Genomic DNA, 18,097 nt, shown 5'->3' on the forward strand with positions numbered 1-18,097 from the left:
GGAATTGAGTTTTTCCGAGCCTATTTACAAGTTGATATTGATTTTTTAGCGACTGTTAACTTGGTTTCTTTTGCGATATTGACTCTATTTGCTTTTTCGTCGATATACTTTCATCTTAATAAATATAAATATGCTGAGCATTCGTTTATTCTTAAATTATTAATTTTAACAAACACTCTATCATTTGCGCCATTTTTGATATTTTATGTTCTTCCAATAATATTTACTGGTAATTATATTTTCCCTGCATTAGTCTCTGCATCATTACTTGTACTTATTCCGTTTGGTTTAGTGTATCAATTTGTAGCCAATAAAATGTTTGATATAGAGTTTATTTTAGGAAGAATGAGATATTACGCTCTACTTGCTATGATACCAACTCTATTTATAGTTGGAGCATTAGTTTGGTTTGATGTAATGAAAATTCAGATGAACCCTGTGCGTCAAACTGTATTTTTTTTCGTTGTCATGTTCGCTGTCTTTTATTTTAAAGAGGTCATGGATTTTAAATTTCGGTTAAAACGTTTCTCTGAAAAATTCAACTATCAGGACAGTATCTTTAAATATACTCAGCTAATGAGGGGGGTAACTTCTCTTCAACAAGTTTTTAAAGAACTGAAAAATACTATTTTGGATGTTTTACTTGTAAGCAAAGCCTATACCTTTGAAGTAACTCCTGATCAAAAAGTGATATATTTAGATAAGCCGGAAATAGGACCAGATTGGCATCTTTTTCAAAAGGAATTTGAAACCGTAACTTCAGAAATTGGGAAAATTATTGAAGTCAATCAGGGATTTCTAATGAAAGTTGGTGAACGAGGCGGAAGTTCTTATGTTCTGCTTTGTTTATCTAATATTAACACTCCTCGGCTAACACGGGATGAAATATCTTGGCTGAAAACACTGTCTTTCTATACAAGTGTGTCCATGGAAAATGTCATGCATATTGAGGAGCTCATGGAACATTTGAAGGACTTAAAACAAGAGGGAACAAACCCAATATGGCTGAAAAAGCTAATGTTTGCAATCGAAGAAAAACAACGTTCAGGGCTAGCCCGCGATCTCCACGATTCCGTTCTTCAGGATTTGATTTCATTAAAGCGCCAGTGTGAGCTGTTTTTGGCTGATTTTAAAAAGGATAATAATCCGTGTCAGGAAGAGGTACAGGACAAGCTTGTACAGATGAATGAGCAGATGTCTGATGTGATTTCGATGACGAGGGAGACGTGTCATGAACTGCGGCCGCAGCTTCTGTATGATCTTGGGCTGGTGAAGGCGCTGTCCAAGCTGGTGGCGCAGCAGCAGGAGCGGGTTCCGTTTCATATCCGTTTAAATACCGGCAGATTTACGGCTTCGCTTGATCTGGATTCGCAGTTGAATTTGTACCGGATCATTCAAGAGTTTCTGTCTAATGCGGTCAAGCACTCCCAGGCGACGGATGTGCTGATTATGCTCATCAGTATTCAAAACAAAATCGTTCTTCATTATGAGGACGATGGCGTAGGGTTTGATCAAGAAAAAAATAATGAACATTCCATGAGTATGGGGCTTTCTGGCATTAAGGAGAGAGTCAGGGCTTTAGATGGACGCCTTCGGATTGAAACAAGTGAAGGAAAGGGCTTTAAGGCTGATATTGAAATCGAATTGTAATGGTTTTATAACGGAAACGACTTGGCACAGGCCAAGTCTTTTTTATAAAATGGAAATGAGTGAGTAAAAGGGAGGAAAACATGAAAAAGATACTAGTGATTGATGACCATCCGGCTGTCATGGAAGGCACCAAGACAATTTTGGAAACGGATTCGAATCTGTCTGTTGATTGTCTCAGTCCTGAACCGAGCGAACAGTTTATCAAGCAGCATGATTTCTCGTCATATGATCTCATTTTAATGGATCTGAATTTAGGCGGCGAGGTCAATGGGATGGAGCTTTCTAAACAGATATTACAAGAGAATCCTCATTGTAAAATTATCGTGTATACCGGTTATGAGGTTGAGGATTATTTTGAGGAAGCGATTCGTGCGGGACTGCACGGTGCCATCAGCAAAACGGAATCTAAAGAAAAGATCACCCAATACATATACCACGTACTCAATGGAGAAATTTTAGTCGATTTTGCTTACTTTAAACAGCTGATGACTCAGCAAAAAACAAAGCCGGCTCCTTCCTCTCAAAAAGAACAAGATGTGCTCACACCTAGAGAATGCCTGATTCTTCAAGAAGTTGAAAAGGGATTTACAAACCAAGAAATCGCAGATGCACTTCATTTAAGCAAGCGGTCCATTGAATACAGCCTGACATCGATTTTCAATAAGCTGAATGTCGGTTCCCGGACGGAAGCGGTTTTGATTGCGAAATCAGACGGTGTACTTTAAATAAGGGGGGATATGATGGATACGAAACACACATTGCTTGAAGCGCTTGGTATTGAGATTGTTGAAAACACAGCGGAACGATGCGTTGCAGTCATGCCAGTGGATCATCGGACGGTGCAGCCGTTCGGATATTTGCATGGAGGCGCTTCAGTGGCTCTGGCGGAAACCGCGGCGAGCGCAGGTGCGCAGAATCTGATTGATCACACAACACAAGCTTGTGTCGGTTTGGAAATTAACGCTAACCATTTAAAATCCGTAAAGGAAGGAACGGTAAAGGCAGTAGCCGAACCCGTTCATATAGGCAGAACGACTATTGTCTATCAAATTCATATTTATGACGAGCAAGAGAGGCTGATCTGTATCTCCAGATGCACGCTGGCTGTCATCAAAAAATAAAAAAACAGCCGGAACTCTGCCTGTCCGGCTGCTTATTTTTATAAGTAAGAATCCTCTTTTCGTTTAATCACAAAGTTTCTGATCCCGTTATAGTCATCCTGTACGCTTCTCTCATTAAGCTTGACGCCGGAGTTGTACGCGGCACGGCAGATCAAGTGTCCTCCGACAGGCGACGTAATAAAGATAAAGAGAATCCCGAGCAGAATTTTAGCGGAAATGTTCCCCGTCACAAACCACAAATAGAAGAAGACACCAAGCAGAATCATATTGACGCCCAACGTTGAGCCTTTAGATGCAGCATGAGAACGTGTAAACACATCGGGAAGGCGAATTACTCCTAATGAAGCAACGAGGCACACAAGTGCGCCAAGCAAAATGAATACAGCCACAACGACCTTAGCGATTTCGATCATTTTCGATAATCTCTCCTTTCTCCAGGAACTTGGAAAATGCGATCGTTCCGATAAATGATAAAATCCCCAGCAGCAAAATAATATCCAGAAACGCACTTGTTTTCAGCAAAATGGAGACAAGCGCCGTGATCGCGATCAGATTGATGCCGATTGCATCCAGAGCCACGACCCGGTCAGGCACAGTCGGCCCTTTAATAACACGAATGACATACAAAAAGGTAGACACTGCCATAATGCCGAGGGCGAGTTGCAGAATCAGCGTAAACATCAGCGGCTCACCTCCTGTATGGCTTTTTCAAATGACTCCCGAATATCAAAAATGGCTTTTTCCGCATCCTCAATATCCATCGCGTGAATATAAAGAATCGTCCTGTCATCTGAAATGTCCATCACCAAGGTTCCCGGCGTTAACGTAATAAGCAGTGACAGCAGGGTGATTTCCCAATCCGTCGTAAGCTCTGTTTTAAAAGCGAAAATGCCCGGTCTGATATTCAGCTTCGGCGATAGGACTGATTTCAGCACACTGACATTGGCAAGGTACAGTTCCTTTAAAAAAATCAAAAGGAGTTTGATGATAGAAAACATTTTCCATAGATAAAACTGGCGAGTAAAAAAGCGCCGGAAGAAAAAGAGAGAGAGCATCCCCAGAATATAGCCTGTGAAGAATCCTGCGGCGCTTGGACTATTGCTCAAGAACATCCAGCAAAAAGCGAGAAACACATTTAATAAAATTTGAAATGCCATGCGATCTACTCCTTCAAAACAGCTTCAATATATTTTTCCGGATTCAGCAACGTCTCGGCCGCTTGATCAACGTAAGGTGACACCCATTCTGTACCCAATCCGAAGAGAAGAGACAGTAAGAGAAAAATAGCTGCCGGATAAAGAAGTCCTTTAGCTGTTCTATGATTTGGTTTTGGTGTTTCTTTTTCTTCGCCCCAAAACGCATGTATAAAGATCCTCAGCACAGAGTAAAGTACGAGCAGACTCGAAAGCAGAATCAGCATGGAAATTGTAAATTCACCTTCTGTGAAGCCGCCCTCCACAATTTTCAATTTGCCGACAAATCCGCTGAGAGGCGGGATGCCCGCAAGAGAAATAGCTGAAATGAAAAACATCCATCCTAGAACAGGGTAGCGTTTGATCAGCCCGCCCATTTTGTGCAGGCTCGCTGTTCCAGTCAATGCGATCAGCGTCCCTGCCAGCATAAATAAAGCGCCTTTAATCAGCATATCGTGAATCAGATAATAAATCGCGCCTTGGATTGATGCGGGGGTATGAACTGCCACACCGAACAAAATCACGCCGACAGCAGTAATAATGTTGTAGATCACGATTTTCATGACATCCGAATAAGCGAGTGAACCGATAACACCGAAAATCACAGTCAGCGCGGCGAGCCAAATCATCAGCTGATGGGTAAAGGCTGTATCGTGAATAAAAATCAATGTGAAGACCCTAGTGATCGCGTATAAACCGACTTTTGTGAGCAATGCGCCAAACAACGCGGAGATTGCCGCCGGAGGCGCGTAATAAGAGCCTGGAAGCCAAAAGTAGAGGGGGAAGATTCCGCCCTTCATGCCAAATACCAAAAGCAGCAGGACACCAATCACAGTGATCAGCCCGGTTTGTCCTGATTCGCTGATTTTCACACTAAGATCGGCCATGTTTAACGTACCGGTTACAGCGTATAAAAAGCCGACGCCGATGACAAACAAGGCAGACGATACGATATTAAACACAATATATTTAAGGGACTCCCGCAGCTGAATTTTTGTGCCGCCTAATACAATCAGCATATAGGAAGCAATAAGCAGGAGCTCAAAAAACACGTACATATTAAATAAATCGCCTGTTAAAAACGCTCCGCTGACACCGGCAAGCAAAAACTGAACACCAGAGTAATAAAAGGAACGCTCCCGTTTTTCACCGACGGAACGGAAGGAATAAAGCACAACCAATAAACCAATTATCGATGTTGTGAGAACGAGCAGGCTGGCGAATTGGTCTGCGACCAGCACAATGCCGTACGGCGCTTTCCAGCCGCCCAAACTGAGTGTCTGGATACCACTTGTAAAGACAGTCTGTACGAGTATGCCACTGATCACAATCCCGATTGCCGATGCCGCAGTGCTGAAGATCCGCATGAGCATAAGATTCTTCGTCATGAAAATCAGCAGAATGGCCGACAGAAGCGGGATCAGGATTGGCAAAATAACAAAATTATTCATGTTGATCATTTCCCCTCATTTGATCCATATCGTCCGATTTCAATTCCTGATAAGCGCGAAAGGCCATGACGAGGATGAATGATGTAACGCCAAATGAAATGACAATTGCGGTCAAAATCAGGGCTTGCGGAAGCGGATCGACAAATGATTTGGCATGCTCGCTCAAAATCGGAGCGGCACCTTTCTTTAATCCTCCCATAGTCAAAAGCATTAAATGAACGCCATGGCTTAACAGTGCTGTTCCGATAATGACGCGAAGCAGGCTTTTAGACAGCAGCAAATACGTAGCAGCCATAAAAATAATACCGGCTAAAACAGCCATTAAGATTTCCATTATTCTTCCTCTCCAATCGTTTGAATAATGGTCATCGTAATGCCTACGACAACTAGATAAACGCCTAAATCAAATATCGTCGCCGTGGCGAGCTCCGTTTTCCCAAGGATCGGCAGCTGAAAGTATCCGAATGTGTGGGTTAAAAAAGGAGCCCCGAAGACAAAGGAGCCAACCCCGGTTAATACAGCGAGCAGAAGGCCGGCTCCCGCGATATAAATGAAATTAACCGGCAAAATGGAACGCACGGTTTTTAAATCATATGCCAAGAGCAATAGAACGATGGAAGAGGACGTGATCAGTCCGCCGACAAAGCCTCCTCCTGGTGCGTTATGCCCTGATAAAAATAAATAGAAAGAGAAAAGCAAAATGATAAAGGATACCAGCTTTGTCACGGTTTGAAGAATCAAGTCATTTGTTTTTTGTTCATTCACCGCTTTTCCCCTCCTCTTTTACTTTTGTTTTAATCATGCTGTAAATGCCAAGAGCGGCAATCGTTAATACCGTAATTTCAAACATTGTATCAAAGCCCCTGAAATCAACGAGGATGACATTGACGACATTATCCCCTCCGCCGAGATCGTGGCTGTGTTTTAAGAAGAAGGATGAAATGCTGTCTTTTGTCCGCTGGCTTGATGATGCGATACCAAGCAGGGTGACGATAATACCGACGCCTAAAGCAATGATAAAGTTCGTCAATCGGAACGTTCTCGTTTTCTTTTTCAGCCTCAGTTTCGGCAGATGATAGAAACAAAGCAGAAACAGTGCCACAGAAATGGTTTCAATGACAAGCTGGGTCAAGGCCAAGTCCGGCGCTCTGAAAATCACAAAAAACAATGCGAGCGCATAACCGACGACACCAAGTGAGATAATCGCCGTCAGTCTTGATCTGGCAAAAACAGTTGCCGCTGTGGCGCTGATCATGACAAGCGTCAAAATGATTTCGTATACGCCGATTTTAGCCATGCCTTCTGTTGTAAAGGAAAATCCGCCTTTGATGACAAAAGCTCCGCCCATCAGAATGATGAAACCAGCGAAGATATACAGCAAGTAATCCCTTAAAAACCCGGTCATATATTGCTTTGTGACTCGGTAAGACCCTTTCTCCATCAGCGTCACAAGCTTGTCGTATAACCGGTTGAGTGTGAGCTTCGAAGGAAACAGCTTATAGATTCCCTTCCACTTATTCAGCGACAAATATCCGATGGTGCCGATAACAATAATGCCTGCAGTCATCAGCACTTCTGTATTCAACCCGTGCCACTGTGAAATGTGAACATGGAATTTCTCATGGCTGTCCAGCAGTGTCGGATAGATCGAGTTCATCGCAGGCTCTATCAAGCTGTACGACAATATATTCGGGAAAAAGAAGAGACTGACAGCCAAAGCGACAAGAATGACAGGTGATACGAGCATGCCAATCGGCGCTTCGTGAGCCTGTTTTTTAAGCTGTTCAGGCTGGTAACTTCCTCTGAATGTTTTAAACAGCAATTTCATGCTGTAGATAAACGTAAATACGCTTCCGATCCAGGCGAGAACAGGGAATAGAATGCCCCATGTCTGTACGTTGAACAGATCGAAATGTGTCACGCGAAGCATGCTTGTGAAAAACATTTCTTTACTCAAAAACCCGTTAAACGGCGGAAGGCCGGCCATTGAAAATGTTCCGATTAAGGAAATCGTAAATGTAATCGGCATTATCGCCATCAGGCCGCCGAGCTTCCGGACATCCCGTGTGCCTGTTTCGTGATCGATAATCCCGACTGCCATAAACAAGCTTCCTTTAAAGGTAGCGTGATTGATTAAATGGAAAATGGCAGCCATGGCGGCAACTGTATAATATTCTGTATGGCCGTAATGAAGGGCCGCAGCACTGACTCCGAGCATGGAGATGATCATTCCGAGCTGGCTGACGGTTGAAAATGCCAAAATCGATTTTAAATCAGTTTGTTTCACGGCATGGAATGAACCCCAAACCATCGTAAAGAGCCCGACGAGGGAAACGATCCAAAACCACTGAGCAGAAAAAGCGAAAATAGGACTGAATCTCGCAATCACATAAATGCCGGCTTTGACCATAGTAGCTGAATGGAGATAAGCGCTGACAGGTGTCGGAGCTTCCATCGCATCAGGCAGCCAGATATAAAAAGGGAATTGCGCGGATTTCGTAAAAGCCCCTAATAAAATGAGAATCATAGCCGGGATAAACAAGTCGTGGCCGGCAATTAATTGAACCTGATGAATCATCTCTCTAATACTGAAGGAATCCGTTATCAGATAAAGGAGAATAAATCCGCCGAGCATGCACAGCCCGCCGCTGACCGTAATCAAAAGTGATTTGGCGGCGCCGTAGCGCGACTTTTCACGCTTATACCAATAGCCGATCAGCAAAAAGGACGAAAGGCTGGTAAGCTCCCAAAACATGTAGAGAACCATGACATTGTCTACAAGAACGACACCGAGCATGGCGCCCATGAACATCAATAAATAGACATAAAAGGGCCCAAGCTGTTCTTTTTCTTTCGATAAATAAAAAATGCTGTAAAGAGTGACCAAAGAGCCGATGCCTGTGATCAGTAAGGCGAATAATAATCCGAGACCGTCTATATAAACGGTAAAGTTAATGCCAAGTGAAGGAATCCACTCAAATACCGACCGCAGTGTTTCTCCAGATTGTGTCATCCTGATCATTGGGAGAAAGTATATAAACAGCAAGACGGGCAGGATCAACACAAACCAGCCCGTGTGCACTCTTTTTGCGTATTTTGCCAAAAAGGGAATGATAAAAGCAAATAAGAAAGGCGATAAAATAGCAAAATGTAAGAGCTGCAAAGTTAAACCTCCTTTTTCTCTTTCTCAATTGAAAAATGCGCTATGTATCAAATATACGGTCAAACGACCTAGTCCAAATTATATCGCACTTTTCTGCAAGCTGCCATGCTTCGAACTGCGCAATCAGCTTTTATGAGTTCTTTTGACCTCAAAATAAGTCTAACAAAAATAATGTCATTTGTATATTTAAAATCATTCCTGATCAAGCTGAATGTAAGGAGCTGGTCATGTGAAAAGAAAGGTATTGATGTGTTCAGGTTTATTCTGCTCAGTATTTGCTGGGGCATTCATTTTGAATCAATATGACGGGCGCAGCGGTGCGGAGGCTAGTGAGGAGTGGGAGCTGTATTTATTGGAGCACCACCTGTCAGCCAGATTGAGTGAAATGGAATCAATGGATCTGCCGTTTGGCCCCCGAGAGTATATCCGGATTGTGAACAGATAAAAAAAAGAGTTCCGCATATAACGGAACTCTTTTTCTGATTATGAAGTGAAAAAACGAAGCAGAACTGTCGCACAAATAACTGTACCTGCACCGCCGAGGCGGGTGGAAATTTGGGCGAACGGCATAAGGCCCATTCTTCCTGACGCTGATAAAATCGCAACATCACCAGTTCCGCCGAGACCGCTGTGGCAGCAGGTAACGATTGCAGATTCAACTGGGTACATGTTCATCAGCTTGCCCACAAAATATCCAGAAGCAATCATTGCGATAACAACTGAAATACAAATGATGACAAACGGAATAGAAATCACAGATGCCACGTCATCCAACGGAATAAAGAGGATGCCGAGACCGACCATCAGCGGCCATGTAAAGCTTGAAGAAATAAATTTATAAAGCTGGTAAGCGCCATCCTCCATTTTTTTCGGAAGAATATTTGCATATTTGACAGCCGCAGCTGAAATAATCATTAAGATCGCGCCCGGTATGAAGATGAATTTCTCCAATAACCCGCCGAAAATAAAGAATGTACACGCGAGCAGAACGCCGGCTCCCATCAATTTAAAATCAATTTTTGCTTCCGCTTCTTTTTGATTGAAAATCTCATTTGCTTTTTTAGATTTGACGAGGCGTCCGTTTCCATTTAGATCAGGCCGCTTATCGCCAAGCTTTTTCATTAAGGCAGCACAGATGATAGCAAAAACGTTTCCGATAATAGCAGCAGGGACCAGCTGAGACACATACACATCAGCGGATGAACCGAGTATTTGTGAATAAGCGATTGAGAGCGGTAAAATTCCTTCGCCTATTCCCCCGGCAATAATCGGAACAACAACAAAGAAAAAGGAATCGTAGGCACTGTAGCCAAAAATAAATCCGACAAGGATGCCGGCCGCAACTGCTGCGATCGTTCCTGCAACAAGCGGAACGAACATCCTGATAAACCCTTGTATTAAAACAGTTCTGTTCATTCCGAGGATACTTCCCACAACCAGACAAGCGATATAGAAATAAAGGAAGTTAGACGTTTTCATCAGATTGGTTACAGCGTCTAAAGATGTTGAATTCAGCACATTGTAAAAGACTAAAAATGAAGGAACAAACAAAGATAAAATGGCAGGGCCGCCAATATCCTTCAATATCGGTATGCGTTGGCCTATGTCTCCAAGAAACACACCAAGAATCATGATGATGGCAAACCCGCCAAGCATATTTGCCGGCAGCTCATTGTAATAGGCTGCAAGAATAATAATAACAGCTAATACTGTGTATAATGGCAGAGGAATCACACCGATTTCCCAAGACCAGATTTTTTGAAACAGGTTTTTCCCCTGTGGGTCTTTTTGCTCAGGTGAAATTGTCCCCGTTTTTGGAATTGCTCCCATGTCATACACCCCCATGTATTGTTTGTTACAGTCTACAAGAAAGCGTTAACACTTCATATTTTTTTAAGTTAAAAAACTGATAAACAATTAAATTAAGAGGGTCTTTTGGATTAGAAAAAAATCCCTGAGAAGCGTCTTCCCAGGGGAGAATGTTTTATCTTTTTCCTTTAATATAAGGCACGCCATTGGCTTTTGGCGCATCAGCCCGCCCGATAAAGCCGGTTAAAGCGAGAATCGTTAAGACATAAGGGGCCATCAGCATATACACATTTGGTATGTCTTTAAAAAGAGGGAGAAGCGATCCAATGATGCTTAAGCTTTGGGCGAATCCGAAAAACAGGGCGGCCCCCAGTGCTCCAATTGGATGCCATTTTCCGAATACAAGCGCTGCCAGTGCGATAAAGCCTTGTCCGGAGATGGTAGAGTGCGTGAAATCAAGCGCAATCGTGGAGGCATATACGCCGCCGCCGAGACCGCCGAACAATCCGCTGATCATCACGCCGATGTAGCGCATTTTATATACGTTGATTCCCATCGTATCGGCCGCCATCGGATGCTCTCCGACAGAACGGATACGAAGGCCGAACGGTGTTTTGAACAAGATAAACCAAGAAATAAAGGCCAATGCAATTGCAAGAATAGATGTATAATAGACATCCGAAAAGAAGATTTTTCCCAATACAGGAATGTCGCCCAAGCCGGGAATTTTCGTTTTATAAAAAGGCTCAGGGATTTTGTCTGTCTGCGCTTTGCCGTAGATCAGTTTTACAATAAATAAAGTTGCCCCGAGCGCCAGCATGTTAATGGCGACGCCGCTGACTGTCTGATCGGCGCGAAACGAAATGGCCGAAGCCGCGTGAATCAGTGAGAACAGCGCGCCTGCTGCCATGGCGGCAAGGAGTGAAAGCCAAGGCGCGGCGGCACCCAATTCCGGACCTAAAAATAAATTAAATAACACGCTGGTGAACGCTCCGATAATCATGAGGCCTTCAAGACCGATATTCACAACTCCTGATCTCTCGGAAAACACGCCGCCGAGAGCAGTTAAAATAAGCGGGGCGGCATAGACGAGTGTGGCTGGGACAATGATGGATAAAATCTGCACAAAGTCCACTTAGTTCGCCCCCTTTTTCTTCAATTTGTCCATGACAAAACGAATTGCGTAGCTTGAAGCCACAAACAGAATGATAATGGCAATCACAATATCGACAACCTCTGATGGAACGCCTGATTCAATCGGCATATTTAAAGCACCGATTTTCAGTCCGCCGAGCAGGCATGCAGCCAGCACAACACCGACAGCTGTGTTCCCCCCGAGAAGAGCGACAGCGATACCGTCAAAGCCTACGCCGGTAAATGCGCCTTTCACGGCTGCGTATTCGAAAGTCCCAAGCCCCTCCATGGCTCCTGCAAGACCTGCAAAAGCACCTGAGATGAGCATGGAGGTCATGATATTCTTCCGCACGCTCATACCGGCATACTGGGAAGCGTGCTGGTTGAATCCGACCGCTCGAAGCTCAAATCCCTTTGTTGTTTTGTTGATGATAAACCACATGACAACTGCTGCGAGAAGAGCAACGATGATCCCCCAATGCAGCCGTGAATAATCGGTTATCTGTTCAAGAAACGGCGAGCGAAGGGAGGCGGATTCGTGAATTTTCTCCGTCTTATCCTGACGATCTGTCAAGACGTTTGAAATGATGTAATTGGTCATATGCAGCGCGATATAATTCATCATAATGGTAACAATGACTTCATGAACGTAGAAGCGCGCTTTCAAAACACCGGGAATAAAACCCCATAATCCTCCTGCAGCAGCCGCTGTAATCAGTGCGAGCGGCATGTGAATATATGCCGGTCCGTCAAACGCTGTCCCGACCCAAACAGCTGCTGTCCAGCCGACGAGCAGCTGGCCCTCGACGCCGATATTAAAGAGTCCAGTTCGGAATGCAAAGGCGACAGCCAACCCCGATAAAATATAAGGTGTAATTTGCCGGATGGTTTCTCCGACATAATAGATTTCTCCGAATATCCCATTCCACAAAGCCGAATATCCGCTGATCACACTATATCCGCTCGCAAGCATAATCAGCGCGCCGGCCGCAAGACCGAGGATGATTGCAATGAGGGGCACGAGTAAATGAGAGAGACGTTTAACCATTTGCTTTCCCCGCTTCCTTTTGCATGCTTCCTGCCATCAAGAGACCGAGTTCCTGCTCAGTGGTGTCCTGCGGATCGACCGTGGCGATAATATGTCCTTCAAAAATAACGGCGATTCTGTCACTGAGATTCATAATTTCTTCAAGCTCAAACGAGAGGAGAAGAACGGCTTTTCCAGCATCGCGCTGCTCAATGAGCTTTTTATGGACAAATTCAATCGCTCCGACATCAAGGCCGCGAGTCGGCTGGGCGGCGATTAATAAATCAGGATTCCGGTCTACTTCCCGCCCGATAATCGCTTTTTGCTGGTTTCCGCCTGACAATGCCCGGGCGTGTGTATATTCATCCGGCGTTCTGACATCGTACTCGCTGATCAGGCTGCGTGCTTTTTTGTACATTTCGCCTTTATGTAATACGCCAAATGCTGCATACGGCTTTTTGTAATAGCTTTGCAGCACGATATTTTCTCCGATCGGAAAATCAAGGACGAGACCATGTTTATGGCGGTCCTGAGGAATATGCCCGATTCCGGATTCGGTCACTTTTCTTGGCGTCAGGTTTTGGATTTGTTTTCCGTTTAAGGTGATTGTTCCTGAATCTGTGTTGCGAAGGCCTGTTATTGCTTCAATCAGCTCCGACTGCCCGTTTCCGTCAACGCCGGCTATGCCGACAATTTCTCCTGCTTTGACAGAAAGCGATAAATCCCTGACTGTCTCTACTCCGCGGGTATCCTTTACAGTCATTCCGTCAATCTCAAGCACTTCCGCTCCCGGCTGAGCAGCCTTCTTTTCGGTTTTGAATGATACTTCGCGGCCGACCATAAGACTGGCGAGCTCGTCTTTGTTTGTATCACGGACATCAAGTGTTTTGATGCCTTTTCCTTTGCGGATAATGGTAACGCGGTCACAAACTTCCATAATCTCTTTCAGTTTATGGGTGATTAAGATAATTGATTTTCCCTCATTGACCAGATTCTTCATGATTTGCATCAGTTCTTTGATTTCATGAGGGGTCAATACAGCCGTCGGTTCATCAAAAATCAGAATGTCTGCCCCGCGGTAGAGGGTTTTTAATATTTCTGCGCGCTGCTGCATGCCGACAGATATGTCAGCGACTTTTGCTCCGGGATGAATCTGAAGGCCGTATTGGTCGGAAATGTCCTGCACCTCTTGGACAGCACGCTTCCGGTCAATTCTGCCAAACTTTTTTGGCTTTTTGCCGAGAATAATGTTTTCAGCAACTGTAAAGGTGTCAACAAGCATAAAGTGCTGGTGTACCATCCCGATGCCAAGGTCATTCGCTTTGTTCGGACTGTTGATGTGCACCTTCTCGCCGCGCACCCGAATTTCACCCCGCTCCGGCTGATACAGCCCGAAAAGGACATTCATCAACGTTGATTTCCCCGCTCCGTTTTCACCGAGCAACGCATGTATTTCGCCTTTTTTGACCTGAAGATTGATATTGTCATTGGCGACAATACCAGGAAACTCCTTGCGGATATTGAGCATTTCAATGACATATTCCACTGATTTGACCGCTCCTTTAATCAAAATAAAAGAAAAACAAGGGATAAGGGCTCGACCTCCTTATCCCCGCGATTCTTATTCAGCTTTGAAGGTTTTCAGCTCTTTCTCAGTTGCCGGCACTTCCAATCCGTCGATGATTTTTTTCTTCCATTTATCAACCGCTTTGATCACATCATCCGATAGATTTTGTTGAGATGAGGAAATGCCGACCCCGTCCTGATCAAGGCCGTAGGTGAGTGTTTCGCCGCCCGGGAACTTTCCTTCGCGTGCTTTTTTCGTTAAATCTTCAACCGCTGTATCTACTTTTTTGACCATGGAAGTGAGGGTGACGTTATCATCTGTTCCTTCTACCTGGCCTTCTGCGTATTGGTCTTTATCGACACCGATGACCCAGACATCGCGTTTCGGATTTTCTTTTTTTAGGTTTTTCGCTTCAGTAAAGACACCTGTCCCAGTAGCGCCTGCAGAGTGATAAATAACATCTACGCCGGATTTATACATGCTTTCGGCGGTGGCTTTACCGACATCGGCTTTATCGAAACCGCCTGCGTATTTCACTTCGACAACGGCTTTAGGGTTTACAGCCTGCACGCCGGCACGGAAGCCGACCTCGAATTTTTTGATTAACTCTGATTCCATGCCGCCTACAAATCCGATTTTTCCTGATTTGCTTGATAAGGCTGCGGCCACTCCAACGAGAAATGAGCCTTCCTGTTCTTTAAACGTAATACTTGCGACGTTGTCTTTATCAACCACAGCATCTATGATCGCAAAGTTTGTATTTTTGCGCTGATCAGCAATTTCGCTGATTGAGTCCTCCATTAAGTAGCCGACCCCGTAAATCAAGTCGAAATTCTCGCGTGCTAATTTATTTAAGTTCGTTGTATAGTCTGCATCTGATTTTGATTGAAGGTAGTCGTAACCGTTTTTGCCTTTTTCCAGCCCGTTCTCTTTGCCGAAGGCTTGAATGCCTTCCCAGGCTGATTGGTTGAAGGATTTGTCATCTACTCCGCCTACGTCAGTAACCATCGCCACACTGAATTTATTTTTATCTTCGCTGGAGCCGCTGCTTTTTTCGCTGTTTCCGCATGCTCCTAATATGGTGCCTGCTGCGATCACAAGTGACATCGCCAATCCGATTTTTCGTTTATTCAAAGATATAACCCCCCAGAAAAATTTGGTTCAAAGCTGATCCGGCCAGTCATGTGATGGGATGTCTGTACAATTTCTTAGAATCGATAAAATTTTCTGATAATAACAAATGGAATGCGCTGAGACAGTTCTGATCTTCCCTGAATAAGCGTGGTGTGAGTGTTTCCTTCGAAAGGAGGGGAAGAGAAGGATGCGGAAGGCGTTCCAGGCGGAAAACCGTGACATCTTTTTCTGAAGTGAGACTTATGACTTAGTTTTGGGATCAACTAACCAATCATAATTTATCATTTTACTCACAAGAAATAAATAGAATTTCGCATAATTTTTTTAAAAATATCTATTTTTAGAATTGTTTGCTCAAAAATGTAAAAAGGCCCTATATTATTCTTGTATAACTAATCACCAATAGAATCAAGCAGCTTGGCAAGAGATATGACAAAAAAACGCACTGCTCGGAGTGAACAGTGCGTTTTTTTATAGATATTGCTTAATTCCATTAAGGTTTCCTGTGTTGACGTTGTACTGAAACACAGGTCTTCCGATTGTACCATACGCCATTTCTACATTTAGAACCTGTATATCTTCAAGAAACTTCAAGTATTTTCGTATGGATACTTGAGAGATTTCTGTGTGCTTTGCCAGGTCTTCTGTTGTAAAAGATTCATTTTCAAATGACTGGATACTGGACCAAATCAGCTTCAGCGTGCTTTTTGTCAGGCCTTTAGGAAGCTGTACTTTTTCTGTTGCTTCTTTCTTTTGGAAAAGCTCGGCGTCCAGTTCTTTCTGGCTCATGTTGCGATGGGTTGAATATACCTTTTGTTTTCGTCTGTAATCAGACAGGGCAGTTTGGAAACGTTCAAATTCAAACGGTTTGATTAAATAATCGACAGCACCGTAACGAAGTGTTTTCTTGATAACGTCAAGCTCGCTGGCCGCCGAGATGACAATCACGTCAACCGCTTCATTTTGGGCCCGCAGTTCGGTTAGCAGTTCCAGCCCGTTTTTACCCGGCATATAAATATCGAGCAAAATAAGGTCGATGTGATGCTCTCCTAAAATATGCAGAGCGCTTTGAAAGGAAGAGGCGATGCCTTTCAGCTGAAAGCCTTCTATTTGGCTTAAGTATCGTTTATTTAATTCACCCACCATGGGGTCATCTTCAACTATTAGTACATTAATCATGATTTTCCTCCTTCGGTTCGTACGGGACGCGAAGACTGAATGTCGTTCCTTCATTCTCTTCGCTTGTGAGGATCATTTGGCCCTTTAAATTTTCGATGCTTTGCTGTGTAAAATAAAGGCCGAATCCCCGGTTTTTGCCCTTTGTTGAATAGCCTTGCTCAAATACTTTGGCTTGGTCTTCTTCAGACATGCCTGCTCCAGTATCGGTAATTTCAATGTCCAGTATGCTGTTATGAAAGCGCATGGACATGGTGATTTGTTTTTTCGGCATATCGGCAACGGCGTCTAGGGCATTGTTGATGAGATTTCCGATGATTGTAATGAGTTCATGGATGACAGAAGGGTCTGCCGCGTTCGGGATGACACCTTTGCATTCTATATCAAGATTTGCGCCCTGCTCCCGTATGAAGCTCTGTTTTCCGAGCAGAAAACCGGCCAGTACGGAGCTTTTGACATCGTTTATAATTTCGCTTGTTTCTGATTTTTGCTGAATGGCAATATCTTTAATATAATCTCCAAGATCGTCATACTCTTTCAGCTGGACGAGGCCTAATATCACATGCAGTTTGTTCATGAATTCATGAGACTGCGCCCTCAATGCGTTTGCATACATTTTAACACCGGAAAGCTGTTCAGCTAAATGTTTTACCTCGGTTTTGTCCCGGAATGTCGCAATCGCTCCGACGGTTTGTCCTTTCAGCTGAATGGGAACTTCATTAAACACAAGCTCTAATCCGTTAATGCGGACGTCTCTGTCTTGAAGCGGTTTTTTTGTCTCAATGACCTTTTTCAAGCGGCTTTTCGGCAAGATGTCATTTACATCCTGATCAACGGGATTTGTGTTGATGCCCATTTTCACGAATAGACGCTTTGCTTCCGCGTTGGCAAGTTTGATTTTACCGTGTTCATCGACAGCAAGTATTCCTTCCTTCGTCGATTCCAGCATCGCGCTCCGTTCTTCAAGAAGAGTGGCAATTTCATAAGGTTCAAGTCCGTACATGATATTCTTCACCGTACGTGCGACGATAACAGCCCCGATTACACCGACGAAAATGCTGACGCAGATAATAAAGTAGAGCGGCCGTAAGCTGTGGCTGATCACTTCATCAATTTCATTTACGGTGATGCCGACCGCGACTGCACCGACCTGTTTTCCATTCTCCGCGTAGACAGGGACGAATGCTCTTTGCGATTTCCCGAGCGTGCCAGAGGCAGTGCTGATGTGGACATGACCATTTAATACTTCCGATTCATCACCGCCCCTGAATTTTTTTCCGATTTTGTTCGGGTCGGGATGGGTTTTACGAATGCCGTCCATATCCATGACGACAACAAATTCCGTGCCCGTGATTTTCTGAACCCTCTTTGTGTAGCTTTGCAGTTCCTTCTGGTTTTTTCCGCTTTCTAAAGCAGAAGCTGTGATCGGCGCCTCGGCTACCATTTCAGCAGTCTGCAGCGCAGTGGCTTTTTCCTGATCTCTAATCCGTGTGGTGGTTTGGGCACCTACTGTAAAAAATGTAATGAGCAACGCGATTAACACAACGATACAAACAAATATGGTGAGTCTGGTTTGCAGTTTCAATGTTTTTTTCATATAAAACTTCCTTACGTTTTATGATTCCTGCGTACTACTTTACTCTCAAAATGCTGCTTTGTGAAGATTTGGGAT

At 44.1% G+C, this 18,097-nt stretch carries 18 protein-coding genes; 4 read left to right on the forward strand and 14 right to left on the reverse strand.

The window, feature by feature from the left end:
- From comP to RAC86_RS21165, 3 genes are all read left to right on the forward strand, one after another.
- On the forward strand, positions 1 to 1,650 hold a 1,650-nt coding region (comP, locus tag RAC86_RS21155), incomplete at its 5' end, for a two-component system sensor histidine kinase ComP (RefSeq protein ID WP_377886004.1).
- A gap of 80 nt (positions 1,651 to 1,730) precedes the next feature.
- Positions 1,731 to 2,375, forward strand: a complete 645-nt coding sequence (comA, locus tag RAC86_RS21160; protein WP_003220716.1) for a two-component system response regulator ComA — start codon at positions 1,731 to 1,733, stop codon at positions 2,373 to 2,375.
- A gap of 15 nt (positions 2,376 to 2,390) precedes the next feature.
- Positions 2,391 to 2,771: a hotdog fold thioesterase gene (locus RAC86_RS21165; RefSeq protein WP_003220719.1), complete on the forward strand. Its 381-nt coding sequence runs from the start codon at positions 2,391 to 2,393 to the stop codon at positions 2,769 to 2,771.
- Between the two features lie 38 nt (positions 2,772 to 2,809).
- Here the strand turns inward: RAC86_RS21165 and mnhG are convergent, their stop codons facing one another.
- Genes mnhG through RAC86_RS21200 form a run of 7 tightly spaced genes read right to left on the reverse strand, consistent with a single transcriptional unit; the run spans position 2,810 to position 8,578 of the window.
- Positions 2,810 to 3,184: a monovalent cation/H(+) antiporter subunit G gene (gene mnhG / locus RAC86_RS21170; protein WP_014114981.1), complete on the reverse strand. Its 375-nt coding sequence runs from the start codon at positions 3,182 to 3,184 to the stop codon at positions 2,810 to 2,812.
- Positions 3,168 to 3,452 carry a Na(+)/H(+) antiporter subunit F1 gene (locus RAC86_RS21175; protein ID WP_014114980.1) on the reverse strand — a complete coding sequence of 95 codons (285 nt, stop codon included), beginning with the start codon at positions 3,450 to 3,452 and terminating at the stop codon, positions 3,168 to 3,170. The genes mnhG and RAC86_RS21175 overlap by 17 nt, the downstream gene beginning before the upstream one ends.
- Positions 3,452 to 3,928, reverse strand: a complete 477-nt coding sequence (locus RAC86_RS21180; protein ID WP_014114979.1) for a Na+/H+ antiporter subunit E — start codon at positions 3,926 to 3,928, stop codon at positions 3,452 to 3,454. The genes RAC86_RS21175 and RAC86_RS21180 overlap by 1 nt, the downstream gene beginning before the upstream one ends.
- A gap of 5 nt (positions 3,929 to 3,933) precedes the next feature.
- Complete coding sequence (locus tag RAC86_RS21185) at positions 3,934 to 5,415, reverse strand: Na+/H+ antiporter subunit D (RefSeq protein WP_072565200.1); 1,482 nt, start codon at positions 5,413 to 5,415, stop codon at positions 3,934 to 3,936.
- Entirely contained in the window at positions 5,408 to 5,749 is a 342-nt protein-coding gene (locus RAC86_RS21190) for a Na(+)/H(+) antiporter subunit C (protein WP_003220730.1), read from the reverse strand. The genes RAC86_RS21185 and RAC86_RS21190 overlap by 8 nt, the downstream gene beginning before the upstream one ends.
- Positions 5,749 to 6,180, reverse strand: coding sequence for a Na(+)/H(+) antiporter subunit B (locus RAC86_RS21195; protein ID WP_014114977.1), 432 nt, complete (start codon positions 6,178 to 6,180; stop codon positions 5,749 to 5,751). Before RAC86_RS21195 ends, RAC86_RS21190 begins: the two co-directional genes overlap by 1 nt.
- A complete protein-coding gene (locus RAC86_RS21200; RefSeq protein WP_061188036.1) occupies positions 6,173 to 8,578 on the reverse strand; it encodes a Na+/H+ antiporter subunit A in 2,406 nt (801 codons plus the stop codon). The genes RAC86_RS21195 and RAC86_RS21200 overlap by 8 nt, the downstream gene beginning before the upstream one ends.
- Positions 8,579 to 8,807: 229 nt before the next feature.
- Between RAC86_RS21200 and RAC86_RS21205 the strand changes: the two genes are divergently transcribed.
- A complete protein-coding gene (locus RAC86_RS21205; protein ID WP_072182178.1) occupies positions 8,808 to 9,023 on the forward strand; it encodes a hypothetical protein in 216 nt (71 codons plus the stop codon).
- Between the two features lie 38 nt (positions 9,024 to 9,061).
- On the opposite strand, the gene maeN is transcribed toward RAC86_RS21205, so the two are convergent.
- From maeN to maeL, 7 genes are all read right to left on the reverse strand, one after another.
- Positions 9,062 to 10,408: a sodium/malate symporter MaeN gene (maeN, locus tag RAC86_RS21210; RefSeq protein WP_014114974.1), complete on the reverse strand. Its 1,347-nt coding sequence runs from the start codon at positions 10,406 to 10,408 to the stop codon at positions 9,062 to 9,064.
- 154 nt (positions 10,409 to 10,562) lie between these two features.
- Complete coding sequence (gene nupQ / locus RAC86_RS21215; protein WP_014114973.1) at positions 10,563 to 11,522, reverse strand: guanosine ABC transporter permease NupQ; 960 nt, start codon at positions 11,520 to 11,522, stop codon at positions 10,563 to 10,565.
- Positions 11,523 to 12,569 (reverse strand): guanosine ABC transporter permease NupP, encoded by a 1,047-nt coding sequence (gene nupP / locus RAC86_RS21220; protein WP_003241062.1) that lies wholly within the window; start codon positions 12,567 to 12,569, stop codon positions 11,523 to 11,525.
- Positions 12,562 to 14,094, reverse strand: coding sequence for a guanosine ABC transporter ATP-binding protein NupO (gene nupO, locus RAC86_RS21225; RefSeq protein WP_377886005.1), 1,533 nt, complete (start codon positions 14,092 to 14,094; stop codon positions 12,562 to 12,564). The genes nupP and nupO overlap by 8 nt, the downstream gene beginning before the upstream one ends.
- Positions 14,095 to 14,169: 75 nt before the next feature.
- Positions 14,170 to 15,249 carry a guanosine ABC transporter substrate-binding protein NupN gene (gene nupN / locus RAC86_RS21230; protein ID WP_061188040.1) on the reverse strand — a complete coding sequence of 360 codons (1,080 nt, stop codon included), beginning with the start codon at positions 15,247 to 15,249 and terminating at the stop codon, positions 14,170 to 14,172.
- Positions 15,250 to 15,720: 471 nt separating this feature from the next.
- Positions 15,721 to 16,428, reverse strand: coding sequence for a two-component system response regulator MaeM (maeM, locus tag RAC86_RS21235; protein WP_003220739.1), 708 nt, complete (start codon positions 16,426 to 16,428; stop codon positions 15,721 to 15,723).
- The gene (gene maeL / locus RAC86_RS21240) at positions 16,421 to 18,022 is read right to left on the reverse strand and encodes a two-component system sensor histidine kinase MaeL (RefSeq protein WP_072182180.1); all 1,602 of its coding nucleotides are present in this window, start codon (positions 18,020 to 18,022) and stop codon (positions 16,421 to 16,423) included. Before maeL ends, maeM begins: the two co-directional genes overlap by 8 nt.
- Positions 18,023 to 18,097 lie beyond the last annotated feature (75 nt).

This window comes from Bacillus sp. LR_5 (genome assembly GCF_042709275.1).